The following is a 24,375-nucleotide window of genomic DNA, read 5'->3' on the forward strand; positions in this document are numbered from 1 at the left end:
GTCGTCGGTGCTGAGATTCTGGTAGTCGGTGAGGCGCTGTCCCGGCTTTTCGACGCCGAACTCCACACGCAGCCAGTCCAGCAGCTCGCGGGACGCGGTCTGCGCGGCGCCGGTCAGCGCCAGGGCCTCGGCGGTGTGCTCCTCGATCTTGGTGCGCAGCGCGGGGGTGGGGTCTGCGATAGGTAGAGTGGCCATGAAGGAGCTGAAAAATCTTAGGGCTTCGTCCTTGCCGTGCTGCGCATTGCGCCAGAGGAACGCCCACATGAGCGGCGAGTTCAAGACTCCCAGGACATAGAGATCACTCGTGGGCCACAGGTAGCTCGTGTTCACGAAATACAAGGTTGAATCGGAAAAGGCAAACTGTGGGCGCCATGCGATATCGGTGTGCACGATCTTCGGTTGATCGAATTGGCTGTAGTAATCACACGACCGCAGCTCCCACCAGAACCATCCCTTGTCCCGCCGCTTCATCAGGCGCGCCTGTAACGGCTTCATGTGCGCGTACAAGCTCGGGAAGGTGCCCGCGAAGACATCTTCGGCACCGTCGCCAGCTCCACTCCACGGCCATGTGTGATCGCCGCTGGACTTGAGCGCGATCATCCACAGCCCCTGCCAGTCCGGCGCCCAGCGCTTGATGTCCTGCCCGCGCAGGTAGGGCTTGATGATGTCGGCACAGCCGGGATCATCGCGGATCAGCGCGGCGCGGGTGGCGTCGTCGATCAGAAAGGCCTCGTTGAGTCCGGTCTTGATCCCGTACAGCGGTCGCACGCCCAGGAACTCCGCAAGCGGCGTCCCGCGCTCCCGCAGGCGCTGCATCAGCGTGTCCACCGCCGGCGGCTCCAGGCTCCAGGGCTCGGCGCCGTAGCGGCTCCAGGGCACGGGGTAGGCGTGCTCGTGCACGTAGTTGTCGAGCGACAGCTCGGCGGAGCGGTCCCGCGGTACCGGGCAGACGCTTACGGTGGGCGGCTCCGGGTCCGCAACGGACTCCGAGTCGGATGCCGCTGGCTGTCGTCGCGCGACGATGATGCAGGGGAAGGTGTCGGCGTCCTCGAAGATCGGCGCATGGCCGAAGTCGAGCATTTCTTCAAACACCGCGCGCTCACTGAAAAGACGGCGCAGCGGCTCACCGTAGCCGGCCCGCATCCACTTGTTGGTGACGATGTAGGAGAGCTTGCCGCCGGGGGCCAGCAGGCTGAGACCGCGCTCGTAGAAGTAGACGTACAGGTCTGCCACGCCGCTGTAGCTGGCGTAGCACGCCGCGAGGTAGGGCTTCAGCGTGCCGATTGACTCCTGGCGCACGTAGGGCGGATTGCCGATCACCACATCAAAGCCCCCGCCGGCGAAGACCTCGGGAAACGCGTCACGCCAGTCGAAGGCGCGGATGTCCGCGGGCAGTGCCGCGAAGGCTTGGCGCAAAGACTCGGGCGCGTCGGCCGCGAGCGGCGCCACCAGGGAGTTGCCGCAGCGAATGTTGGCGTCCAGGGCGTTGAGCGGTTTGTCGCGGCGCGCGGTCTTGAGCCACAGCGAGAGCTTGGTGATCTCGACGGACTCGCGATTGAGGTCCACGCCGAACAGGTTGTCTTGCAGAACCTGCCGATTCAGGTCGAACAGGCCCCGCTGTTGTGCCGACCCGGTGAGCGCGGCGATGGCGGCGTTGATGCGCTCGTGCTGTGCGATCAGGTAGTCGAATGCGGCGACCAGGAAAGCCCCGGACCCGCACGCCGGGTCCAGCACCTTGATGCGCCGCAGCACCTCGAGCAGGTCCAGCTGCACTTTCAGGCGGGTCTCGTTGGACATGGGTCCGGGCTTGCCGGTGCGATGCCGGGCCTCGAGCTCGGCCTCGCGCCCGGCCAGCCAGCCGCCGATGGTGCGCGCCACCATGAACGACGTGATCAGCTCGGGCGTGTAGAAGATGCCGTCGCGCCGGCGCCGCGAGCGCTGCTTGTCCGCAATCTCGCCCCGGATGCTGGCGCGAATCAGCTCCAGGTCCGTGATGGACTGCTCGAAGATGTGCCCCAGGATGTTGACGTTGAGGTCGGTCTCGAAGTCGTAGCGGGCCAACGCTGCAATCCCATCAAGACTGGTATCGGCCACGGTCAGGCGTTCCAGGTCCGGGTCATGTGCGAACAGCCCGCCGTTGTAGGCGTTGATCTGCATCGGCGGGTGTCCCTTGTCCACCGCCTTGAACAGCCCGCAGAGCTGTTGCCAGCGCGAGACTTGCACAAAGCCCTCGGACTTGGCGTTGAGGGCTTGCGTCAGGACCTCGGCGGGCAGCAGCCGGGTGTCCTCGCAGAAGCAGATGAACAGGCACCGGTCCAGAATCTTTTGTGCCAGCTCCAGCAGCCGGTCCAGGTGCGCTTGTGTCGGTACGTTGGCGGGCGCCGGGTTATCCTCCCGCAGCTGGTCGAACAAGCTGATGCGCAGATCCCGGTAGAACACATAGAACGCCTTGCTGATGCGCTCTTCTTCGGCGTGCGTGCGGGTCGCCAGTCGCTCGACGGCGCTCTCGGCGCCGGGCGCCAGCCCGAGCAGGGTGTCGCGCCCGAGCAGGAAGCAGAAGGCCCGCAAGCACGCAGGCTCGGCGAGATCGGCGATCTCGATGCGCTGGTAGTAGCCCTCGCCGCGGTCGGTGCGATAGAGGCGCAGCTCCAGGTAGTTGCTGACGATGACCCAGCGGCAGCCGTCCACCTTGGCGGCATAGCCAAAGGCCTGCTCCACGGGGGTCAGGCGGGCATAGGCGGCGCTCTGCTTGGCGTCCAGGTCCGCGCCGGGCGACTTCAGCTCCACAACGGCGCGGGTGCGGTCGATGTCCGGGCCGTACCAGCCCAGCCGCGCATCCGGCGGTCGGTAGCCCTTCACCGCCTTGGAACTGGTCTCGGGCTCCAGGTGATGCACCTCGCCGGCGCCGACAATCTGCGCGTAGCCCAGCAGCTGGCCGAAGACTTCCGACAGGAACTGGCCCTGCAACTGCTTCTCTTTGCTGGCGAGCAGCGCGCCGGAGCGGGCGCTGTCGGCCCAATGCTCGGCAATTCGGCTTTGCGTGTCGGCGCATTGGACATGCGCGGCCTCGAGTGCCTCCCGCAGTAAGCGGGCGTTGAACAAGGGCTTGAAGTGGTCCTGCGATGGCATGGGGGGCATCCTGCTGGCAGGTTGGTGGGCCTCGGGGGCGTGCGCCTTTGCGGTTCGGCGGTAGGCCGCACCGGGGTCTCGCGCCCGTCCGGCGCATGACCGATCAGCGGGCTTCCGCAGCCGCAACTAGCACCGTTCGGATCAGGCGGATCAGGCCTGCGTGCTGTCTTGGTCTTAGCCAACCGGGCAGGCCTGCTGTCTGCAACGTTTGCTCTCATTGCGTCCACGCCGGCGAGCAGGCGCCTTTTGATGGCCTGCCCGCACCAGCATAATCGACGGGGCCCGGTGGCTCCAGCCGGTGCAGCTTGTGCAGCATGGGGCGCCGTGCATCGGGCTGTTGCAGATAGGCCCGCACGGCGGGCAGCATGATATGAGGATTTGTGTGAGCTATGCTTTTAGTGAAAGCCGGCCTTCGGCGGGCCGCTGTGGCGGCGTCCACAGGGGCGCCGGTCGGGGTGCCGATGATGGCGCCGCCCGCACCGTCGACTGCTGTGACTGCGATTGATGATCCGCCGCCGTCGGCCGGCTCGACATGCACGGCCTGTGCTTGCAGGCCGTGACCGTGTAACCAGGCCAGATGGCCCTGTCATTTGGCCACGCAGGGAGTCAGCGTCATGCGGCAACAGAAACAGCTTCAGCCAGTGCGTGTCGAGGCGGTGGTGCTGGCCGACACGGCCGACGCCACGCTGCGGGCTCTGGCCTGCACGCTGCTGGTGGCCACCACCCTGGTGGCTGCCACGCTCGGCGTTCTCTGACACGATCCGCGCCCCCGATCTGCGCCCCCGATCAGCACCCCGGCTGCCGGTGCCGCGCTTGCGGCTGCCCGGCATCCCTCGGGCTGCAGAGGAGGGGCGCTGCTGCTGTTTATCGACGGTGGGCAGCCGCGCGGGTGCGGTTGGCGCGTAATCTGCTTATCATCAAACCGTCACACGCATGACAACTGCGACTGCCGCGGTTGTGCACAGCCAACGGGCATCCCCTGTCGCAATGCGCGGCGCTGGTGCGCCTCGGCGCCTGCGCGGGCGTGGGCTCCGCAGGCCGCGGGCGGCGCCAGTCGCCTCCCAGCCGGCCGCGGCCTGAGCCGGCCATTGACGATGATGGGGTCTACAACGACTGGGCCATAGGAGCCGATGATGGATGATGACGCCGCAGCGATGAAGAAAAATGGCAAGCGGGCGACCCGCGCAAAAGCCAACAAGAAAGATCAAAAGGCCAAACAGGCCAAGGCCAACCGCATCGATAACGCCACCTACGAGAAGGAGCTGAAACGCCTGCACGTGGAACTGGTGAAAATGCAGGAGTGGGTGAAGACCAAGGGGCTGAAGGTGGTGCTCGTGTTCGAGGGCCGCGACGCCGCCGGCAAGGGCGGCACCATCAAGCGCATCACCGAGCCGCTCAATCCCCGCGTCGCCAGCGTGGTGGCGCTGCCGGCGCCCACTGAGCGGGAAAAGACCCAGTGGTACTTCCAGCGCTACGTGCAGCACCTGCCGGCGGCCGGCGAGATCGTGATCCTCGATCGCAGCTGGTACAACCGCGCCGGCGTCGAGCGTGTGATGGGCTTTTGCACCAACGAGGAGTACATCCGCTTCATGTACGATTGCCCGGAGTTCGAGCGCATGCTGGTGCGCTCCGGCATCACGCTCATCAAGTACTGGTTCTCGGTGAGTGACGAGGAACAGGAGCGACGCTTCCAGTCGCGGCTGAAAGATCCCACCAAACGCTGGAAGCTGAGCCCGATGGACCTGGAGTCACGCAATCGCTGGGTCGACTACTCCGAGGCGAAGGATCGGATGATGCAGTACACAGATATTCCCGAGGCGCCCTGGTATGTGGTCAACTCCGACGTCAAGAAGCATGCCCGGCTCAATTGCGTCGCACACCTGCTCACCCTGATCCCGTACGAGGATCTGACGCCGGAACCGCTGACGCTGGCGACACGCCCGCCCCAGCGCGATTACATCCGCCCGCCCAGGGATCAGCAGAAGATCGTCCCGGAGATCTACCCGAAGGCGCCAGCAAAGGCCTGACGACGCCGATGCCCAGGGAACGGGCCGCACGGGCGGTGCGGCTGGCCGCGCGACCAGCCCCGGGTTGTCACCGCAGGGCAAAGCGCGTGCGCCGGCGGGTCAGCGGTCGTCGCGATAGCTCACCGGCACCCGCTGCGAGCGGCCGGTGAAGAGCTGATAGGCGATGGTGTCGCTGGCGGCCGCCACGGCGTTGGCCGCGACCAGATCGCCCCAGAGCTGCACCGGATCGCCGGGGTGGGCGCCGGGCTGGTCGGTGAGGTCCACCGTCAGCATGTCCATCGAAACGCGGCCGATGAGCCGGCTCGGCTTGCCGTTCACGGCCACGGGCGTGCCGTCGCGGGCGTGGCGGGGGTAGCCGTCGGCATAGCCGGCGGCGACCACGCCGACGCGGGTGGGGCGCTGGCAGACGAAGCGTCCGCCGTAGCCGATGGCCTCGCCGGGGGCAAGGTGGCGCACGCTGATGAGCCGCGACTCCAGGGCGATGGTGGGGCGCAGCGCCGCGGCGGATGCATGGGCTTCGCCCAGGGGGCTGGCGCCGTAGAGCATGATGCCCGGGCGCAGCCAGTGGCCGTGTGCGGGTGGATAGCCCAGCACGGCGGCGGAGTTGGCAATGCTGCGCGGGCCGGGGAGGGCGCCGGCGTGGGCGCTGAAGCATGCGAGCTGTGCCTGGGTGGCCGGGTGGTCGGGCTCGTCGGCGCAGGCGAGGTGGGTCATGAGCACGATCTCGCTGACGTGGGGGCAGTCGGCGAGCCGGGCGTAGGCGGCCGCGAAGTCTGAGGGCTCGAGGCCCAGGCGGTGCATGCCCGTGTCCATCTTGAGCCAGACTGCCAACGGTCGCGTTGGGCGCGCGCGGCACAGCCAGTCCACCTGCTCGCGGCTGTGGGCCACGGGTGTGAGCCGGGCGCTGTCCAGCAGCCCGAGCTCGGCCGGCTCGAAGATCCCCTCCAGCAGCACGATGGGGTTGCCAATGCCGGACTCGCGCAGCGCCAGGGCTTCTTCCGTGCAGGCAACCGCGAAGGCGTCCGCCAGCGGCGCCAGCGTGCGTGCCACGGCCACGGCGCCATGGCCGTAGGCGTCGGCCTTGACCACCGCCAGCGCCCTCGCGCCCGGTGCCCGCGTCTTGGCGTGAGCATAGTTGTGCCGGATCGCAGCGAGGTCGACGTGAGCGCGCGTGGGACGGGCCATGGGGACGTGGGGCTGCAGGGAGACTGGTGAAACGGAGCGGGTGCCGGCCCCTTGGGCGGCGGTGCTTTGGTGGCCGCGTGCGGCGGCTGTTCACGGCGCCAGGGCCGTTGTCCTGATGCTGCCGCCCGCATTCCCGCAACGCAAGTGTGCGCGACGAGTTGGGTGCGCCTGCGTCGGGGCGCGCCAGGCAGAGGACGACCCACCGCCGACAGGATCGGTTGCGCGCGGCGCGCCATTCTGACGCGGCGAGCCGACGCCGTGTGCGACGCCGCCGTGCCCGTGGCTTGGGCGTCTCGCGTCGAGGCGATGGCGCAGCCGCGCGATGTTGGGCTTGCGGCGCCGACAATCGCGTCGATGTCGATGCGCGTGCTTGGAGAATGCGCCGGTTGCGGCTTATACTGCCGTGTTTTTCGGCCATCCCGCACATCAGATCCAAGGAGCACGAAGCCATGCAAGTGACCGTCGAGGCCGGCGAGGGGCTCGCCCGCCACATGATCGTGGAACTGCCCGCCGACGACTTTGAGCGCCAAGTCGACCAGAAGCTGCGGGACGCGGCCCGACAGGCGAACATTCCTGGCTTCCGCCCCGGCAAGGTGCCCATGCGCGTGCTGCGCCAGCGCTTCGGCGAGAGCGTACGCGGCGAGGTGCTCAGCGAGATGGTGCAGTCGAGCTTCGTGCGGGCCGTCACCGATCAGGATCTGCACCCGGCGGGCGTGCCGGAGATCGAGCCCGACATCGATGCCGGGAGCCGCCGCTACGCCTACGTCGCCAAATTCGATGTGCTGCCCGAGGTCGAGCTCAAGGATCTCGCGGGCAAGCGCATCGCCCGCCCCGTGGCTGCGGTCACGGATGCGGACGTGGAGGCGATGATCGAGCGTCTGCGCGAGCAGCGACGCACCTTCGAGGATGTGGAGCGTCCGGCGCAGAGCGGTGACCGTGTGACCATAACCTTCGTGGGCAGCATCGACGGTGAGCCCTTCGAGGGCGGCAGCGGCGAGCATCATGAGCTGGTGCTCGGCAGCGAGCGCTTCATCCCCGGCTTCGAAGCGCAGCTGGAAGGCGCGAGCGCCGGCGAGGAGCGCGTCGTGGAGGTCACCTTCCCCGAGGCGTATCAAAACGCCGACCTCGCCGGCCGTCATGCGCAGTTTCAGGTGAGCGTGGAGGCGGTGGCGGCGCCGAGTCTGCCGGCGGTGGACGCCGAGTTCATGGCCGCCTTCGGCATCGACGATGGCGACGCCGAGCGCTTCCGCGCGGACGTGCGTGCCAATATGGAGCGTGAGCTGGCACAGCGCATCGAGGCGAACGTCAAGAAGCAGGTCACGGACGCCCTGCTGGAGGCGAACCCGGTGGATCTGCCGCCGGCGCTGGTGAATGCGGAGATCCGGGACATGAAGCGCCAGACGCTGCAGGCGGCCGGCGCCGGGGCTAACGGTATCGACTTGCCGGATGCGCTCTTCGCCGAGCCCGCCGAGCGCCGTGCCAAGCTGACTCTGGTGATGCGCGAAGTGGTCAAGCGCTACGAGCTGCAGCCGAGCTCGGAGCAGGTCGAGGCGCTGGTGCAGGAGTGGGCCGCGACCTATGAAAACCCTGAGGAGGTGGTGAGCTACTACTACGCCGATCCGCAGCGGCTGTCGGAGGTGGAGTCGGTGGTGCTGGAGAAGCTTGCGATCGAGCGTCTGCTGGAGAGCGCCGATGTGGAAGACGAGCCCAACAGCTTCGACGATCTGGTCCAGGCCAACGACGTTTGACATCGTTCGTCGCGGTGCGCGCACGCCGATGTGCTGTTGCGCGTTGCCTCCGGCGGCGCGCGTCCCTAACTCTTAGGGCCACGCGTGGCCCGTTTCACCGATCTAGCGACATCCCGCAGCCATGAATCATACACACGATCAGCTACCGCCGTCGCCGCAGGCCCTCGGCCTGGTTCCGATGGTGATCGAGCAGACCGCCCGCGGCGAGCGGTCGTTCGATATCTTCTCGCGGCTCCTGAAAGAACGGGTCGTCTTTCTGGTGGGGCCCGTGGAGGATCACGTGGCCAACCTCGTCGTTGCGCAGATGCTCTTCCTCGAGTCCGAGAATCCGGACAAAGACATCCATCTGTACATCAACTCGCCGGGGGGCTCGGTGACCGCGGGCCTGGCGATCTACGACACCATGCGCTTCATCCGCCCGGATGTCAGCACCATGTGCATCGGCCAGGCGGCGAGCATGGGTGCGCTGCTGCTGGCGGGCGGCACCGGCGGCAAGCGCTTCTGTCTACCGCACTCGCGGATGATGATCCATCAGCCGCTCGGGGGCTTCCAGGGCCAGGCCACGGACATCGACATCCATGCCCGCGAGATTCTCCACATTCGCGACCAGCTGAATCATATCCTTGCGCACCACACCGGCCAGCCACTCGAGAAGATCGCCGAAGACACCGAGCGCGACCGCTTCATGGGCGGCGAGGCCGCCGTGGAGTATGGACTCATCGACGGTGTCCTCGATGAGCGCACGGGCTCGCCGCAAGCGGCTTAGCAGCGCCCGCGCCGGCACGGGCGCGCCCGGCGTGTAGTCCGGGCGCGCGCCGCCGGCGCTGGCATCGACGACGTCGAGCCCGCCCATCCGTCGGCTTGCGATATCGTCGCGAGTCGTTATGATAAAACGCTTGTAAAGAGGCGTTCACAACGCCTTGCAACAGCCGGACCGTCCCGCGGAGACCTCGCCACACATGAGCGGAAACACCCACGGAAAGAGCGACGAAGGGAAGCTCCTGTACTGTTCATTCTGCGGCAAGAGCCAGCACGAGGTGCGTAAGCTGATCGCCGGACCGTCGGTCTTCATCTGCGACGAATGTGTCGAACTGTGTAACGACATCATCCGCGAGGAGATGCAGGAGGGCGTGGGCGAGGCCACCAGCCGTCTGCCCAAGCCACGCGAGATCAACGACAGCCTGGATCAGTTTGTCATCGGGCAGGAGCAGGCCAAGAAAGTCCTCTCGGTTGCCGTCTACAACCACTACAAACGGCTCGAGGCGAGCGAAGCCAAGGAAGACATCGAGATCTCCAAGAGCAATATCCTCCTGATCGGCCCCACCGGCTCCGGTAAGACACTGCTCGCCGAGACGCTCGCACGGCTGCTGAACGTCCCCTTCACCATCGCCGATGCGACCACGCTCACGGAAGCGGGCTACGTCGGCGAGGACGTCGAGAACATCATCCAGAAGCTGCTGCAGAAGTGCGATTACGACGTCGAGAAGGCACAGAGCGGCATCGTCTACATCGATGAGATCGACAAGATCTCCCGCAAGGCCGATAACCCCTCCATCACGCGCGACGTCTCCGGCGAGGGCGTGCAGCAGGCCCTGCTCAAGCTGATCGAGGGCACCGTCGCCTCGGTGCCGCCGCAGGGTGGCCGCAAGCATCCGCAGCAGGAGTTCCTGCAGGTGGACACGTCGAACATCCTGTTCATCGTGGGCGGCGCGTTCGCGGGTCTCGATAAGATCATCGAGCAGCGCAGCCGCAAGGGCGGCATCGGCTTCTCGGCCGAGGTCCACTCCAAGGACGACGGCAAGAAGATCGGCGAGCTGTTGTGCGGTGTCGAGCCCGAAGACCTGATTCGCTATGGCCTCATCCCGGAGTTCGTGGGGCGGCTGCCGGTGATGGCCACCCTGGACGAGCTCGACGAGGCAGCCCTGGTGCGCATCCTCACCGAGCCCAAGCACGCGCTGTACAAACAATACGGACGCCTGTTCTCCATGGAGGGCTGCGAGCTGGAGCTGCGCGACGACGCGCTGCAGGCCATCGCGGTCAAAGCCATGGAGCGCAAGACAGGCGCCCGCGGACTGCGAACCATCATGGAGCAGGTGCTGCTCGACATCATGTACGATTTGCCATCACTCGAGAGCGTGAGTCGAGTCGTGGTCGACTCCTCCGTCATCGCGGGGGAGAACACGCCCTTCATCATCTACGACGGCGGCGAGCAACAGCGGGCCGCATCCTCGGATTGAGCATCGGCCGGCTGGTGCCCGACTGCAGGCGTGGCTGGCGCACGCAATCGCCTCCCGGCGGGCCGCCATCCCGTCCCATCTCCCGCCTCTTCGCTGTGCCTGCCATGTGCGGGCGCAAACGCCAACAGCACGAGAACCATCGGGCTTTCCCCGCAGCCCATGGTGCATGATGGCCGCCGTTGGCGAATCGGGCATGGTGCTTGCTAATAATTGGCACGGCAGGCATGGGTTTTTCGCGGTGGCGCTGATTGAAGCGCCGCCAATGCGCCCAAACGTCAATCCTTATCCAAGATTTCTGCAACTGCCGTAGGCATAGACCGCAGTTCTCCTGCGGCCTCGTGCCAGCCGCCACGGCCAACCGGAGCAAAGATTCCATGGGCGAGAGCGTTCACGAAAACGACCGATCCACCCTCACCGACCAAGACGTGCCGGTCCTGCCGCTGCGGGACGTCGTGGTCTATCCGCATATGGTCATCCCCCTGTTCGTGGGTCGTGACAAGTCCATCAAGGCCCTTGATGCGGCCATGGGCGCCGACAAGCAGATCCTGCTGATCGCCCAGAAGAACGCCGATGTGGACGACCCGGCGGTGAGCGATCTGCACCACATCGGCACGCTGGCCAATGTTCTGCAGTTGCTGAAGCTCCCGGACGGCACCGTCAAGGTGCTGGTGGAAGGCCACCGGCGCGCCAAGGCCAAGCGTTTCGTCAGCGCCGACGACGCCTTCTCTGCGGTGGTGGCGGCACTCCCGGATACGCTGGAGGCCGATGAGCGCGAGCAGGAGGTGCTGATGCGCTCGGCGGTCAGCCTGTTCGATCAGTACGTCAAGCTCAACAAAAAGGTACCGCCGGAGGTGCTGACGTCGCTGTCGAGCATCGACGAGCCCGGGCGTCTCGCGGACACCATGGCGGCACACATGTCGCTGAAGCTCGAGGAGAAGCAGCATGTGCTCGAGATGGTGGACGTGCAGCAGCGCCTGGAGCACCTGATGGGGCTGATGGAGGCCGAGAACGATATTCTGCAGATGGAAAAGCGCATCCGCGGCCGGGTGAAGCGCCAGATGGAGAAGAATCAGCGCGAGTACTATCTGAACGAGCAGATGAAGGCCATCCAGAAAGAGCTGGGTGAGCTGGAGGACGCGCCCAACGAGCTCGAAGACCTGGGCAAGCGCATCGAGGAGGCGGGCATGCCCAAAGAGGTCAAGGACAAGGCGACCGCCGAGCTCAACAAGCTGAAGCTCATGTCGCCCATGTCCGCCGAGGCGACGGTGGTGCGCAACTACGTCGACACCCTGGTGTCGGTGCCCTGGAAGAAGCGCACACGTATTCGCAACGATATCCGCGTGGCGCAAAAGGTGCTCGACACCGACCACTACGGCCTGGAAAAGGTCAAGGAGCGGATTCTCGAATACCTGGCCGTCCAGCAGCGGGTGAAGAAGCTCAAGGGCCCCATCCTCTGCCTGGTGGGTCCGCCCGGCGTCGGTAAGACCTCGCTGGGGCAGTCCATCGCGCGCTCGACCAACCGCAAGTTCGTGCGCATGTCCCTGGGCGGTGTGCGTGATGAGGCCGAGATTCGGGGCCACCGGCGCACCTACATCGGTGCCCTGCCCGGGAAGATCATCCAGAACCTCTCCAAGGCCGGCTCGCGCAATGCCTTCTTCCTGCTGGACGAGATCGACAAGATGGCCATGGACTTCCGTGGCGACCCGGCCTCCGCGCTGCTGGAAGTGCTGGACCCCGAGCAGAACCACACCTTCAACGACCACTACCTCGAGGTGGACTTCGACCTCTCCGAGGTGATGTTCGTCGGCACCGCCAATACCCTGAATATCCCGCCGGCGCTGCTCGACCGCATGGAGGTGATTCGGCTCGCGGGCTACACGGAAGACGAAAAGGTCAATATCGCCGAGCGTTATCTCATCCCCAAGCAGATGAAGGCCAACGGCTTGAAGAAGGGAGAACTCACCATCCGTGAGGCGGCGCTGCGGGATGTGATCCGCTACTACACCCGCGAGGCCGGCGTACGCAACCTGGAGCGCGAGTGCTCCAAGATCTGCCGCAAGGTGGTCAAGGAGGTGCTCCTCAAGAAGCGCTCGGATGCCACGGTGGTGGTGACGCCGAAGTCGCTCGAGAAGTACCTCGGTGTCCGCCGCTTCCGCTTTGGCCGCGCCGACGAGCACGATCAGATCGGCCAGGTGACGGGGCTCGCCTGGACCGAGGTCGGCGGCGAGCTGCTGCGCATCGAATCCGCGCTGGTGCCGGGCAAGGGTAAGTTCGTCTACACCGGGCAGCTCGGTGACGTCATGCAGGAGTCCATCCAGGCGGCCATGACCGTGGTGCGCAGTCGCTCCGCGGCACTCGGCATCGAGCCCGACTTCCACCAGAAGTACGACCTGCACATCCATGTGCCCGAGGGGGCGACACCCAAGGATGGTCCCAGTGCCGGTGTCGCCATGTGCACGGCGCTGGTGTCGGCGCTGACCAAGATCCCGGTGCGCTCGAGCGTCGCCATGACCGGCGAGATCACGCTGCGCGGCGAGGTGCTGCCCATCGGTGGTCTGAAGGAGAAGCTACTGGCGGCCCATCGCGGTGGGATCGAGACCGTGCTCATCCCGCACGACAATGAGCGCGACCTCGTCGATATTCCGAAGAACATCAAGCAAAAGCTCGATATCCGCAGCGTGCGCTGGATCGATGAAGTGTTGGATGTGGCGCTCACGGCACTGCCACGACCGGCAGACGAGGCGGGTGAGACCGAGGCCAAGGATGCGCCTCCCGCCAAGCCTGAAGAGCAGCCGAGCGGGGTGCGCACGCATCACTGAGCTGGCCGGGACGACGGCCCTGGCCGGCGGCGCCAGGGCCGCCGTAGCCGGCCATCGCACGCCCGGCGGCTGTTACGGTCGCCTGCTCGTGCGCCCGGGCCATCGAGCGGACGCAACCAGCGCCAGGGCCTTACGGCCCCAGGCGCCGTGCCGTGCGCCGTGGCCTGACGGGCCATCACCCATCTCATTAGGTCGTCGGCTGCGGAGGCACCGGCCAGATGTCGTCGTAACACGTCGGGCGGGCCCTTGAGCCCTGGCGCTCGGCGCCGTCGGGGTTGGCGGATTCGCTTGACAGCATTGCATGCGCTCGACAACATTCAGCGCAGGCCGCACGTCCACTCGAGCGTTGCGGCCACCATGACGTTTCCACTGAACGCGCGGTATCCACGGTCATTCGAGACAACGGGGGGAGAATGAACAAATCGGATCTTATCGATGCCATGGCAGACGGGGCAGACATCTCGAAGGCAGCCGCCGGCCGGGCGCTCGACGTACTCACGGACTCCATTGCCGTGGCACTGAAGAGTGGCGATAGCGTCTCCATCATCGGGTTTGGCACCTTTCTGGTGAAGGAGCGGGCTGCGCGAACCGGACGGAATCCGCAAACCGGTGCGACCATCGAGATCGCCGCTTCCAAGACGCCGTCTTTCAAGGCTGGCAAAGCGCTGAAGGATGCTATACAATAAGGGGCTTCGTCGGGTGATGACGCGGGGTGCTTAGCTCAGTTGGCTAGAGCATCGCCCTTACAAGGCGAGGGTCGCAGGTTCGAGCCCTGCAGCACCCACCACACCGGGGTGTGCTCAGGTCAGACGGCTGCAAACCTCGCAAGTGGCCAGAAGCGGCGACCGCCGCCACAGCAGTGAGCAGCTGTGATGGGTAGTCTGGCACTCAAGGGTCCGAGTCACCCCACTGTGCACAGCCTGGTGCACTGACGACACAGCAGCAAAACGCGCCTCAAGTCCTCGCCGAGGCCAATGGGGGCAAGGATGACACCCGGGTCAGCCCGGGCGATTAGGGAGTCGCGATTTTAAGGAGTGGTAGTTCAGTTGGTTAGAATACCGGCCTGTCACGCCGGGGGTCGCGGGTTCGAGTCCCGTCCACTCCGCCAACACTAAGAAGGGCGCGCTTCCCATCATCACGAGGGGCGCGCCTTTTTTGTGCCTCTTGTTTTGCGGCCCGATGCCCACCAACGCAAACGGCTGCGGCGGTCGGCGCATCACGGCGCCGGCCGTCGCGCCCGGCGACGCGAGGCTCGGGGCCATGGCCAGCCGCTCCGCGCTCGCGGCAGGGTGATGACGGCCGGCCGCCTTAGCGCACGCGCCAATCTCAGAGACCACCGACAGGGTGTAGACCATGTTGCAGGCGATCAAAGAACGTGCCCAGGGTTGGGTCGCTTGGGCCATCGTGATCCTCATCAGCATCCCCTTCGCACTCTGGGGCATCCAGTCCTATTTGGGCGTGGGCGCAGAGCCCACGGTGGCGAAGGTGGATGGCACCAAGATCAGCGAGCGGCAGCTCGATCGCAATGTCCAGCGTGCGCGCATGCGTCTGCGCGAGCGCCTTGGTGCGGCCTATGACCCAGCGCTTTTCGAGACGACGCAGTTGCGTCGACAGGTGCTCGAGCAGATGATCCGCGATGCGGTGCTCCTGGACCGCTCCTACGCCATGGGGCTGCGCGTGTCCGATCAAGCCGTACGCGCGGCGATTCTCGCCGAGCCCGCCTTCCAGAGCGATGGGGCTTTCGACAAAGGGGCCTATGAGCGGGTGCTTCGGCTTCAGGGCCTGACGCCCGCCGCCTATGAAGAGCAGCTCCGCCAGAGCTTGCTGGCGACACAGCTCGACCGGGCCGTCACGCGGTCTGCTTTCACGACGGATACCGAGCTCGCCGCGGCAACCCGGTTACTGCGCCAGCAGCGCGATATCAGTTACCTGATCTTGCCGCAGGGGGGCTATCTGCCCACGACGCCCCCCACTGCGGAGGAGATTCAGGCCTACTACGAAGCCAATCCGGCGCAGTTCGAGGCGCCGGAACGGGTCAGGCTGGCCTACATCATCCTCGATGCCGAGGCGCTGGGCTCGGAGGACATCACCGACGAGGCGCTGCGTGCGGCCTACGAGCAACGCCTGGAGGAGTTCACGACGCCGCAGCAGCGCGCCATCCGTCACATTCTGCTCACGGTGCCAGCCGACGCGGACGATGCAGAGACGCAGGCCATCAAAGCCCGGGCCAGCGCTCTCAAGGAGGAGATCGCCGCCGGCGCTGACTTTGCCGCGCTCGCCGCCGAGCATTCCCAGGACCCGGGCAGCGCCCAGCAAGGGGGCGACCTCGGCATGGTGACCCGCGGCATGATGGACCCGGCCTTTGAGCAGGCCGCCTTCGAACTGCAGCCTGGTATGGTCAGCGATCCGGTGCGCAGCCGCTTCGGCTACCACCTGATCGAAGTCACCGCCATCGAAGGCGGCGAGCCGAAGCCCTTCGCGGAGGTCCGCGAACAGCTCGCACGCGAGCTGGGCCGGGGTGATGCGGAAGCGACGTACTTCGAGCTCGCCGAGCAGCTCGCAAACCTCACTTACGAGGCTCCCGACAGCCTGATCCCCGCCGCCGAGACCCTGGGGCTCGAGGTGCAGACCAGCGACTGGATCGAGCGCGGCGGCGGTGAGGGTATCCTCGCCAACCCCAGGGTGATCACTGCGGCGTTCAGCGAGGAGGTGCTGGCGCGTGGCAACAACAGCGATCTCATCGAGCCGGACCGGGATCAGTTGCGGGCCATCGTGCTGCGGGTGGACAGGCATGAGCCCGCCGCCGTGCGACCGCTCGAAGCCGTGCGTGAGGAGATCGTGGCGGCGCTCCAGGCCGAGGAGGCATCGGCGGCTGCCCTCGCCGAGGCAGAGGCTCTGCTGGAACGATTACGGGCTGGGGCCGAGCTGGCCGCCGTGGCGCCGGAAGGCGACAGCGTGCCGCAACCGCAAACGCCGGGCCTGGTCTCTCGCAATCAGGCTGATGTGCCGCCGAAGGTGTTGGAGCTCGCCTTCTCTGCGCCGCGGCCTGATGCCGGTGCGATCAGCTACGTTGCGGGTCAGCAGCCCGACGGCGATGCCGTCGTGGTTGCGGTGAGCGCCGTGCAGGATGGTGATCCGGAGACCATGGAGCCTGCCACACGGGCGTCGGAACGGCGCCTGCTCGCCCGCATCCGCGGCGAGCACGGCTTCGAGCGAGTGCTGGACGACCTCGTTGCCCGGGCCGACATCGAGCGTCAGGCGCTGCGCGGGGAAAACCCCTGACCGGCGACGGCCAAGAGCCGGGCGGGCGGGCGAGCGCACGCCGGCGGCAGCCGGCGCCGCGTCGCACACCGTGTGCCCTCAACCGAGACCCAGAATATGGTAGCCTGTGTCCACGTAGAGGACGTCACCGGTAATCCCTGAGGCCAGATCCGAGCACAGGAAGGCCGCCGCGTTGCCGACTTCCTCGATGGTCACGTTGCGCTTGAGCGGCGTGCGCTCCTCGACTTGTTTCAGCATGCTGCGGAAGTCTGCGATACCAGCGGCGGCGAGGGTGCGGATCGGCCCCGCGGAGACGGCGTTCACGCGGGTGCCCTCGGGCCCCAGCGCCGCCGCCAGATAGCGCACATTGGCCTCCAGACTCGCCTTGGCGACGCCCATGACGTTGTAGTTGGGCACGGCGCGCACCGCGCCGAGGTAGCTCATGGTGACCAGTGCGCCGTCGCGTCCCGCCATCAGCGTACGCCCGGCCTTGGCCAGCGCGCCGAAACTGTAGGAACTGATATCGTGCGCCGTCGCGAAGCCCTTGCGGGTCAGCGCATCGACATAGTTGCCCTCCAGTTCCTCCTTCGGCGCATAGGCGATGGCGTGCACGATGCCGTCGAGACCGTCCCAATGCGAGGCGAGGGCCTCGAAGCAGGCGTCGATCTGCGCGTCACTGGCCACATCCAGGGGCAGCGCGATGTTGGAATCGACGGCGCTGGCCAGATCTTCCACTCGGCCCTGGAGCTTCTCGCCCTGGTAGGTGAGCGCGAGCTGCGCCCCTTCGCGGTGCATGGCCTGCGCAACGCCCCAGGCGATGGAACGGTTGCTCGCAACGCCGGTGATGAGAAAGCGCTTGTCAGTCAAAAACCCCATCAGATGGTCTCCATGGTCTGCCGGTGTCAGTCTGTCTTGAATTCTTCAATCGGGCGGTGCGCAGAGGACTGCGTCCGCGGCGCGGTCACATTACCGAAAGCCTCCCGATGGCGAAAGTGACAAGAACGCCGTTGCGCTCGGGCGCCGCCGGCCTGCGTCAAATCGCCATTGCGATGCTTGCGGCGGCGGCTGCGCTGTTGGTAGCAGGCTGTGGCGCCCCACCCTGGAACAATCCGTACCCCGAGAGTCAGGCCGGCGGGAACATCCTCTACGGCGCCTTCACCGAACGCCCGAAGCACCTGGACCCGGTGCGCTCCTACAGCTCCAACGAGTACGCGTTCATCGCCCAGATCTACGAGCCGCCGCTGCAGTATCACCTGCTGAAACGGCCCTACACCCTGGTGCCACTCACCGCAGCGGCGGTGCCGGAGCCCACTTACCTCGATGCCGATGGCAATCCGTTGCCGGCGGACGCCGATCCCGAACGCATTGCCGTTTCGGAATACCTGGTGCGTATCCGCCCGGGCATCCGCTACCAGCCTCACCCGGCCTTCGCCCGGGATGCGGACGGTGGCTACCTGTACCACAACCTTCCGCCGGGGCGGATCGCGGGCCTGAACAAGCTCTCGGACCTGCCCGAGACCGACACCCGGGAGCTCACGGCCGCAGACTACGTGTACCAGATCAAGCGTCTCGCCGTGCCCTGGCTGCATTCGCCCATCGCCGGCCTCATGGGTGAGCACATCCTGGGCTTCGAGGCGTTCTCGAACCGCATCCGCGAGGTGGCCCCCGAGCCGGTGGGCGGCGAGCGGCCCTTCTTTGATCTGCGCGAGCATGACTTCCCCGGCGCCGAGGTGGTGGACCGCTACAGCTACAAGGTACGCATCGACGGCCGTTATCCGCAGTTCGTCTACTGGCTGGCGATGCCCTTTTTCGCGCCCATGCCCTGGGAGGCGGAGGCCCTCACCGGTCAGCCTGGCATGGCGGCGAACAACATGACGCTGGACTGGTATCCGGTGGGCACGGGGCCCTTCATGCTCACCGAAAACAATCCAAACCTGCGCATGGTGTTGGCGCGGAACCCGAACTTCCACGGCGAAACCTATCCCACCACGGGCATGCCCGGCGACCGGGAGGCGGGACTGCTCGACGATGCCGGCCTGCCGCTGCCCTTCATCGACCGCGCCGTCTATAGCCTGGAGAAGGAAAGCATCCCTTACTGGAACAAGTTTCTGCAGGGCTACTACGACACCTCAGGGATCAGCTCGGACGCCTTCGACCAGGCCGTCAAGTTCGATGCCGCCGGCGAGGCGGGACTGACCGCCGACATGCGGGCGAAAGGCATCGGGCTCAGCACCGCGGTGCAGACGTCCGTCTGGTACATGGGCTTCAACATGGAGGACGATATCGTCGGCGGCGACTCCGAGCGTGCGCGCCTGCTGCGCCAGGCGATCAGCATCGCGGTGGACTTCGGCGAGTTCATCTCGATCTTCGCCAACGGTCGGGGTGTGCAGGGGCAGGGGCCGCTGCCGCCCGGCATCTTCGGCCACCGTGACGGCGAGACCGGCATCAACCCTTATGTGTTCGATTGGGCGCATGGCCGGGCGCAGCGCAAGTCCATCGCGGAGGCGCGGGCGCTGCTGGCGCAGGCGGGCTACCGCGACGGCCGCGACCCGCAGACCGGCCGACCCCTGAGTATCTACTACGAGGCCATGGACGCGGGCCCCGACGGCAAGGCCAGGCTCAACTGGATGCGCAAGCAGTTCGCCAAGCTCGGCATCGAGCTGATCGTTCGCGCCACCGACTACAATCGCTTCCAGGAGAAGATGCGCGAGGGCACCGGCCAGGTGTTCATGTGGGGCTGGAACGCGGACTACCCGGACCCGGAAAACTTCTTTTTCCTGTTGTATGGGCCAAACCGCAAGATCGACGGCGGCGAGAATGCCGCCAACTACAGCAATCCCAGGCTCGACCGGCTGTTCGAGCGGATGAAGAACATGCCGGACGGCCCCGAGCGGCAGGCCGTCATCGATGAGATGACCGAGATCGTCCGCCACGATGCGCCCTGGTCCTTCGGCTTCTACCCGGAGTCCTTCAGTCTGCATCATCAGTGGGTCGGCAACGTCAAGCCCAACCTGATGGCCAACAACACCCTGAAGTACATCAGCCTCGAGTCCGGCGTCCGTGAAACGCAGCGCACCGCCTGGAATCCGCCGGTGCTCTGGCCCCTCGGCGCCGTCCTGGTGGTGCTGGCGGCGGGAGCGCTGCCCGCCATCATGATCGCCCGCCGGCGCGAGCGGAGTGCCGCCCTGTGAGTGCGTATATCATCCGCCGGCTGTTGTACGCCATTCCCATCCTCATCGGCGTCAACCTCATTACCTTCGTTCTCTTCTTCGTCGTCAACTCGCCGGACGACATGGCCCGCATGCAGCTCGGCGACAAGCGCGTCACTGCGGAGGCTATCCAGGCCTGGAAAGCGGATCATGGCTACGACCGTCCGCTGCTCTACAACGCGCAGGCCGAGGGGACTGACAAGCTCACCGACACTATCTTCTTCGAGAAGTCGCTCAAGCTCTTCGCATTCGATTTCGGCACCTCGGACAGCGGCCGGGACATCGGCTACGACATCCGCCAGCGCATGTGGCCGAGCCTGGCCATTGCACTGCCGGTGCTGCTGGTGGGGCTCGCCATCAACATCAGTTATGCACTGATGATCGTCTTCTTCCGTGCCACCTACATCGACGTCGGCAGTGTCGTGCTGCTGGTGGCCATGATGTCCATTTCCGGGCTCTTCTACATCATCGGCGGGCAGTTCCTCGTCGGGAAGCTGTTCCACCTGGTGCCCATCTCCGGTTACGACACGGGGCTCGACGCATTCAAGTTCCTCATCCTTCCGGTCATCGTCGGCGTCGTCGGCGGCATCGGCACGGGCACGCGGTTGTACCGAACCTTCTTTCTGGAAGAGGCCAATCGTGACTATGTGCGCACGGCCCGCGCCAAAGGGCTGCGCGAGCGCATCGTGCTGTTCCGCCATGTGCTGAAGAATGCCCTGATCCCGATCCTGACCGGTGTCGTCGCCGTGCTGCCGCTGCTGTTCATGGGGGCGCTGATCACCGAATCCTTCTTCGGCATCCCGGGGCTCGGCAGCTACACCATCGACGCCATCAATCGCCAGGATTTCGCCATCGTGCGCGCCATGGTGTTCCTGGGCTCGGTGCTCTACATCCTCGGGCTCATCCTCACAGACATCTCCTACACCATGGTGGACCCGCGGGTGAGGTTGTCATGATCATGTTCGCGGGCGCGTGCGTGGCGCGCGAAAACCCAGCCTGGTGCGGCGGGAGGTCGCGCAGATGCCGGTGATTCTGACCACGGACGCGCTGATCTTTCTGCTGATCGCGGTGGCGCTCGGCTACGGCGTCTATGCCGCCCAGCACGAGCACCTGCGCGCGCCCTGGCGCAGCGTGGCGCGCTCGCGGGTCGGCGTGGCGGCGCTGGTGGTGATCGGCTGCTATGTGCTGATCGGGCTGTTGGATTCGATGCACTTCCATCCGCGTGTCGAGCCGGTGGCGGCGTCTTCGGCGGCGCCGGCGGCCACCGATGCCGCGCGTGCGGACGCCGGCGGGGCGGCCGCTGCGCCGATGGAGGCGCGCTATTCCACGCAGGTGCTGTCGGTGCTGGATGTGATCCTGAGCGGCCTGCGCGAGCGCCAGGAGAAGACGTTCTCAGCGCCCTTCGCCACCCATCTGTTCGTCAAAGAGCCCATCGAGCAGCCTGACGGCAGCATCGTCCGCGGCTATCCGCCGCTGGAGCACGGCGGCGCACACCTGAAAGACCCGTCGCGGCGCGGCTTCGATATCGCCGTGCGCACGGTGCTCGGCGCCATCAAAGGGCTGCTGGTCTGGATGGCGCTTACGGCGGGCCTGGTGTGGCTGGTGGCCCATGCCCGCGGTGAGACCTTCAATGACGGTGCCAGCGCCATCTGGCAGGCGCGCACCACGGTGCCCTGGCGCGTGCTGCTGCTGACGCTGGCGGTGATGCTGGTGCTCGGCTTCGTCGCCGCCGAGCTGGCCGCCGGCTATCACATTCTCGGCACCGACAAGGTGGGTGAGGACGTCTTCTACCAGAGCCTGAAGAGCATCCGCACCGGGCTCGTCATCGGCACCCTCACCACGCTGGTGATGCTGCCGGCGGCGGTGATCCTGGGCATCATGGCCGGCTATTTCCGCGGTCTCACCGACGACATCATCCAGTATCTCTACACCACGCTCAATTCCATTCCCGGTGTGCTGCTCATCGCCGCGGCCATCCTGATGCTGCAGGTGTACATGACCAACAACGCCGATCAGTTCGCCAGTCTGGTGGAGCGCGCCGACCTAAGGCTGCTGTTTTTGTGCATCATCCTCGGCGTCACCAGCTGGACCGGGCTCTGCCGGCTGTTGCGCGGCGAGTCACTGAAGCTGCGCGAGCAGGACTATGTGCAGGCGGCCTCGGCGCTGGGCGTTCGCCACGGCACCATCATCAGCCGCCACATTCTGCCCAATGTGCTGCATATCGTCATGATCACCGTGGTGCTGGACTTCAGCGGCCTGGTGCTCGCCGAGGCGGTGCTTTCCTACGTCAACATCGGCGTCGACCCCACCATGAACAGCTGGGGCAACATGATCAACAGCGCCCGCCTGGAGCTGGCGCGTGAGCCCATCGTTTGGTGGTCACTGGCCGCCGCTTTCGTCTTCATGTTCACGCTGGTGCTGGCGGCCAACCTGTTCGCAGACGTGGTGCGCGACGCCTTCGATCCGCGGCTCGCCCGCGTGCGGTGAGGCCCATGATTGAGGTGCGGCGTCGAGGGCGCCGCCGTGCAACGGGCGTCGGGCGCGCGACGGCGTCGGTCGCGCGAGCAGCCGCCGGGTAGCATCGGCGGCGGTGGCGAGACGGCCATCGACGGACGCCGCGCAACCGTACAGCCTACAAAGAGCCCATAAGACCACCATGACCAACGCGCTGTTGGAAGTCACCGGACTGACCACCGAGCTGCCGCCGAGCCGCGGCGGCGAGCGCCCGGTGCGCGTCTGCGACGACGTCGGCTTCAGCATCCGCCCGGGCGAGACCGTCGCCCTCCTCGGCGAGTCCGGCTGCGGTAAATCCATGACGGCGTTGTCACTGATGCGGCTGCTGCCCCTCGGCGGGCGCATCGCCGCGGGCTCGGTGTGCCTCGGCGATCAGGATTTGCTCAGGCTCACGGAGCGGGACATGCGGCGCATCCGGGGCGGACGCATGGGCATGATCTTCCAGGAGCCGCAGACTTCGCTGAACCCGGTGCTGACGGTGGGTGCGCAGATCGCCGAGGCGGTGCGGGTGCACGCGGGTATGCCGCGCGCCGGCATCGGTGCCCGGGTGGTGGAGTTGCTGCGCGCCGTGGGTATCCCGGATCCCGAGCGCCGGGCCGAGGAGTATCCGCACCAGCTTTCGGGCGGCATGAAGCAGCGCATCATGGTGGCCATGGCGCTCGCCGGTGACCCCGAGCTGCTGATCGCCGACGAGCCCACCACGGCGCTGGATGTGACCATCCAGGCCCAGGTGCTGCAGCTGCTGAAGGGCGTGCAGCGCGAGCGCGGCATGGCGGTGCTGCTCATCACCCACGACCTGGGCGTGGTGGCGGAGACGGCGGATCGCCTCGCGGTCATGTATGCCGGACAGATCGTCGAGCAGGCGAGTGTGGCGGCCTTCTTCGCTGGACCGGCCCATCCCTACAGCCGCAAGCTGCTGGAAAGTCTGCCCGCCGCGGACAAGCGCGCCGGCGCCCTCGCGGTCATCCCGGGCCGGGTGCCGCCGCTGGACCAGGACTTCACGGGCTGTCGCTTCGCCCCCCGCTGCTTCCGCGCCATGGAGCGCTGCCACGACACCGTGCCGGGCTGGCTCGACGCCGGCGCCGAGCAGCGTGTGCGCTGCCTGCTGTGGGAGGCCGGCACGCCCACGTTCGCGCCCGTGGCCGCGCAACAGGCCACGGACGGCGAGGAGGCGGCCGCGTCTGCGGATGCATTGCTCAGCACCGACGACCTGAAGATCCACTTTCCCATCCGCCGCGGGCTCTTCAAGCGCACCGTGGGGCATGTCAAGGCCGTCGACGGCCTGGATCTGGCCCTCTATGCCGGCCGCACCCTGGCGTTGGTCGGCGAGTCCGGCTGCGGCAAGACCACCGCCGGCAAGGGCATTCTGCAACTGGCGCGACCCACCGCCGGCGCCGTACATTACGACGGCGTGGATTTGTCGCGGCTCAAGCCCGCACGGCTGCGGCCCTATCGCAAGGACCTGCAGGTCATCTTCCAGGACCCCTTCGCGTCCATGAATCCGCGCATGCTGGTGGAGGACATCGTCGGCGAAGGCCTGCAGGCGCTCGGCATCGCCCCCGGCCGGGCCGAGCGGCGCCAGCGCGTCGCGGCGTTACTGGAGCAGGTGGGCATCGGCGAGCAGGCCCTGGGCCGTTATCCGCACGAGTTCTCCGGCGGCCAGCGCCAGCGCATCTGCATCGCCCGCGCGCTCGCGGTGGAGCCCAGACTCATCGTCTGCGACGAGCCCACCAGCGCACTCGATGTCTCCGTACAGGCGCAGATCCTGAACCTGCTCAAGCGCCTTCAGCAGGAGTTGGGGCTGGCCTACCTGTTCATTACCCACGACATCTCCGTGGTGTCCTACCTCGCCCACGAAGTGGCGGTGATGTATCTCGGGCGCATCGTCGAGCGGGGCAGCACGGCGCAGATCCTGGGCGAGCCCCGGCACCCCTACACCAAGGCGCTGCTCTCCGCCGTGCCCGTCGCCGACCCCGAGCGCCAGCGCGACATCATTCGCCTGGAAGGCGATATGCCCTCACCCGCCAACCCACCGGCGGGCTGCCACTTCCACCCGCGCTGCCCCGAGGCCATCGAGGACTGCGCGGCGGCCTATCCCGACGAGCGCCGCCTGGCGGATGGGCGCACGGTGCGCTGTATCCGGGTGCAGACCGACTGAGGCCCGGCGTTGCGGCGCCACCGCACGCTCACCCGGCGCGCGCTCCCTCAGAGCCGCCTTCGGGGAGCGCTCTGAGCGTCAGGATGGC

General features: G+C 66.6%; 16 protein-coding genes and 2 tRNA genes. 15 read left to right on the top strand and 3 right to left on the bottom strand.

All coding sequences use genetic code 11. The features are described from left to right. On the bottom strand, nucleotides 1-3,129 hold a 3,129-nt coding region (locus QZ588_RS09140; RefSeq protein WP_295541971.1), incomplete at its 3' end, for a DNA methyltransferase. Nucleotides 3,130-3,743: 614 nt separating this feature from the next. Here QZ588_RS09140 and QZ588_RS09145 point away from each other — a divergent pair. Both QZ588_RS09145 and ppk2 read left to right on the top strand, forming a co-directional pair. Continuing rightward, the gene (locus tag QZ588_RS09145) at nucleotides 3,744-3,884 is read left to right on the top strand and encodes a hypothetical protein (protein WP_295541973.1); all 141 of its coding nucleotides are present in this window, start codon (nucleotides 3,744-3,746) and stop codon (nucleotides 3,882-3,884) included. Nucleotides 3,885-4,262: 378 nt separating this feature from the next. Then, entirely contained in the window at nucleotides 4,263-5,156 is an 894-nt protein-coding gene (gene ppk2 / locus QZ588_RS09150) for a polyphosphate kinase 2 (protein ID WP_295541975.1), read from the top strand. 99 nt (nucleotides 5,157-5,255) lie between these two features. Here ppk2 and alr read toward each other — a convergent pair whose 3' ends face one another. Next, nucleotides 5,256-6,341 carry an alanine racemase gene (alr, locus tag QZ588_RS09155; protein ID WP_295541977.1) on the bottom strand — a complete coding sequence of 362 codons (1,086 nt, stop codon included), beginning with the start codon at nucleotides 6,339-6,341 and terminating at the stop codon, nucleotides 5,256-5,258. 449 nt (nucleotides 6,342-6,790) lie between these two features. Between alr and tig the strand changes: the two genes are divergently transcribed. The 9 genes from tig (at nucleotide 6,791) to QZ588_RS09200 (ending at nucleotide 16,427) form a co-directional block, all read left to right on the top strand. After that, nucleotides 6,791-8,089 carry a trigger factor gene (tig, locus tag QZ588_RS09160; protein WP_295541979.1) on the top strand — a complete coding sequence of 433 codons (1,299 nt, stop codon included), beginning with the start codon at nucleotides 6,791-6,793 and terminating at the stop codon, nucleotides 8,087-8,089. Between the two features lie 121 nt (nucleotides 8,090-8,210). Continuing rightward, nucleotides 8,211-8,855 (top strand): ATP-dependent Clp endopeptidase proteolytic subunit ClpP, encoded by a 645-nt coding sequence (gene clpP, locus QZ588_RS09165; protein ID WP_295541981.1) that lies wholly within the window; start codon nucleotides 8,211-8,213, stop codon nucleotides 8,853-8,855. Nucleotides 8,856-9,048: 193 nt separating this feature from the next. Beyond that, nucleotides 9,049-10,326: an ATP-dependent Clp protease ATP-binding subunit ClpX gene (clpX, locus tag QZ588_RS09170; RefSeq protein ID WP_295541983.1), complete on the top strand. Its 1,278-nt coding sequence runs from the start codon at nucleotides 9,049-9,051 to the stop codon at nucleotides 10,324-10,326. A 166-nt stretch (nucleotides 10,327-10,492) separates the two neighbouring features. Further along, nucleotides 10,493-10,636 (top strand): hypothetical protein, encoded by a 144-nt coding sequence (locus tag QZ588_RS09175; protein ID WP_295541985.1) that lies wholly within the window; start codon nucleotides 10,493-10,495, stop codon nucleotides 10,634-10,636. A gap of 64 nt (nucleotides 10,637-10,700) precedes the next feature. Then, nucleotides 10,701-13,145: an endopeptidase La gene (lon, locus tag QZ588_RS09180; RefSeq protein WP_295541987.1), complete on the top strand. Its 2,445-nt coding sequence runs from the start codon at nucleotides 10,701-10,703 to the stop codon at nucleotides 13,143-13,145. 413 nt (nucleotides 13,146-13,558) lie between these two features. Next, on the top strand, nucleotides 13,559-13,831 hold the full coding sequence (locus QZ588_RS09185; RefSeq protein ID WP_295541989.1) for an HU family DNA-binding protein: 273 nt from the start codon (nucleotides 13,559-13,561) through the stop codon (nucleotides 13,829-13,831). Nucleotides 13,832-13,855: 24 nt separating this feature from the next. Beyond that, a tRNA-Val gene (locus QZ588_RS09190) sits at nucleotides 13,856-13,932 on the top strand. Nucleotides 13,933-14,176: 244 nt separating this feature from the next. Continuing rightward, nucleotides 14,177-14,253, top strand: a tRNA-Asp gene (locus QZ588_RS09195). A gap of 245 nt (nucleotides 14,254-14,498) precedes the next feature. After that, complete coding sequence (locus QZ588_RS09200) at nucleotides 14,499-16,427, top strand: SurA N-terminal domain-containing protein (RefSeq protein WP_295541991.1); 1,929 nt, start codon at nucleotides 14,499-14,501, stop codon at nucleotides 16,425-16,427. Nucleotides 16,428-16,505: 78 nt separating this feature from the next. On the opposite strand, the gene QZ588_RS09205 is transcribed toward QZ588_RS09200, so the two are convergent. Continuing rightward, the gene (locus QZ588_RS09205; protein ID WP_295541993.1) at nucleotides 16,506-17,282 is read right to left on the bottom strand and encodes an enoyl-ACP reductase; all 777 of its coding nucleotides are present in this window, start codon (nucleotides 17,280-17,282) and stop codon (nucleotides 16,506-16,508) included. 173 nt (nucleotides 17,283-17,455) lie between these two features. Between QZ588_RS09205 and QZ588_RS09210 the strand changes: the two genes are divergently transcribed. The 4 genes from QZ588_RS09210 to QZ588_RS09225 all read left to right on the top strand — a co-directional run bounded on the left by QZ588_RS09210 (nucleotide 17,456) and on the right by QZ588_RS09225 (nucleotide 24,287). Further along, complete coding sequence (locus tag QZ588_RS09210; protein WP_295542046.1) at nucleotides 17,456-19,597, top strand: ABC transporter substrate-binding protein; 2,142 nt, start codon at nucleotides 17,456-17,458, stop codon at nucleotides 19,595-19,597. Next, entirely contained in the window at nucleotides 19,594-20,571 is a 978-nt protein-coding gene (locus tag QZ588_RS09215; protein ID WP_295541995.1) for an ABC transporter permease, read from the top strand. The genes QZ588_RS09210 and QZ588_RS09215 overlap by 4 nt, the downstream gene beginning before the upstream one ends. Nucleotides 20,572-20,635: 64 nt before the next feature. Next, entirely contained in the window at nucleotides 20,636-22,102 is a 1,467-nt protein-coding gene (locus QZ588_RS09220) for an ABC transporter permease (RefSeq protein ID WP_295541997.1), read from the top strand. A 169-nt stretch (nucleotides 22,103-22,271) separates the two neighbouring features. Beyond that, nucleotides 22,272-24,287, top strand: coding sequence for an ABC transporter ATP-binding protein (locus QZ588_RS09225; RefSeq protein WP_295541999.1), 2,016 nt, complete (start codon nucleotides 22,272-22,274; stop codon nucleotides 24,285-24,287). Nucleotides 24,288-24,375: the final 88 nt, after the last annotated feature.

Origin of the sequence: uncultured Thiohalocapsa sp. (genome assembly GCF_913062725.1) — a bacterium.
Lineage (GTDB): Bacteria > Pseudomonadota > Gammaproteobacteria > Chromatiales > Chromatiaceae > Thiohalocapsa.

What these genes read in the sequence shown, in the direction of transcription:
- QZ588_RS09145 (WP_295541973.1), top strand. Translation starts at nt 3,744, where the DNA reads ATGCGGCAACAGAAACAGCTTCAGCCAGTGCGTGTCGAGGCGGTGGTG.
- ppk2 (WP_295541975.1), top strand. Translation starts at nt 4,263, where the DNA reads ATGGATGATGACGCCGCAGCGATGAAGAAAAATGGCAAGCGGGCGACC.
- alr (WP_295541977.1), bottom strand. Translation starts at nt 6,341, where the DNA reads ATGGCCCGTCCCACGCGCGCTCACGTCGACCTCGCTGCGATCCGGCAC.
- tig (WP_295541979.1), top strand. Translation starts at nt 6,791, where the DNA reads ATGCAAGTGACCGTCGAGGCCGGCGAGGGGCTCGCCCGCCACATGATC.
- clpP (WP_295541981.1), top strand. Translation starts at nt 8,211, where the DNA reads ATGAATCATACACACGATCAGCTACCGCCGTCGCCGCAGGCCCTCGGC.
- clpX (WP_295541983.1), top strand. Translation starts at nt 9,049, where the DNA reads ATGAGCGGAAACACCCACGGAAAGAGCGACGAAGGGAAGCTCCTGTAC.
- QZ588_RS09175 (WP_295541985.1), top strand. Translation starts at nt 10,493, where the DNA reads ATGATGGCCGCCGTTGGCGAATCGGGCATGGTGCTTGCTAATAATTGG.
- lon (WP_295541987.1), top strand. Translation starts at nt 10,701, where the DNA reads ATGGGCGAGAGCGTTCACGAAAACGACCGATCCACCCTCACCGACCAA.
- QZ588_RS09185 (WP_295541989.1), top strand. Translation starts at nt 13,559, where the DNA reads ATGAACAAATCGGATCTTATCGATGCCATGGCAGACGGGGCAGACATC.
- QZ588_RS09200 (WP_295541991.1), top strand. Translation starts at nt 14,499, where the DNA reads ATGTTGCAGGCGATCAAAGAACGTGCCCAGGGTTGGGTCGCTTGGGCC.
- QZ588_RS09205 (WP_295541993.1), bottom strand. Translation starts at nt 17,282, where the DNA reads ATGGGGTTTTTGACTGACAAGCGCTTTCTCATCACCGGCGTTGCGAGC.
- QZ588_RS09210 (WP_295542046.1), top strand. Translation starts at nt 17,456, where the DNA reads ATGCTTGCGGCGGCGGCTGCGCTGTTGGTAGCAGGCTGTGGCGCCCCA.
- QZ588_RS09220 (WP_295541997.1), top strand. Translation starts at nt 20,636, where the DNA reads ATGCCGGTGATTCTGACCACGGACGCGCTGATCTTTCTGCTGATCGCG.
- QZ588_RS09225 (WP_295541999.1), top strand. Translation starts at nt 22,272, where the DNA reads ATGACCAACGCGCTGTTGGAAGTCACCGGACTGACCACCGAGCTGCCG.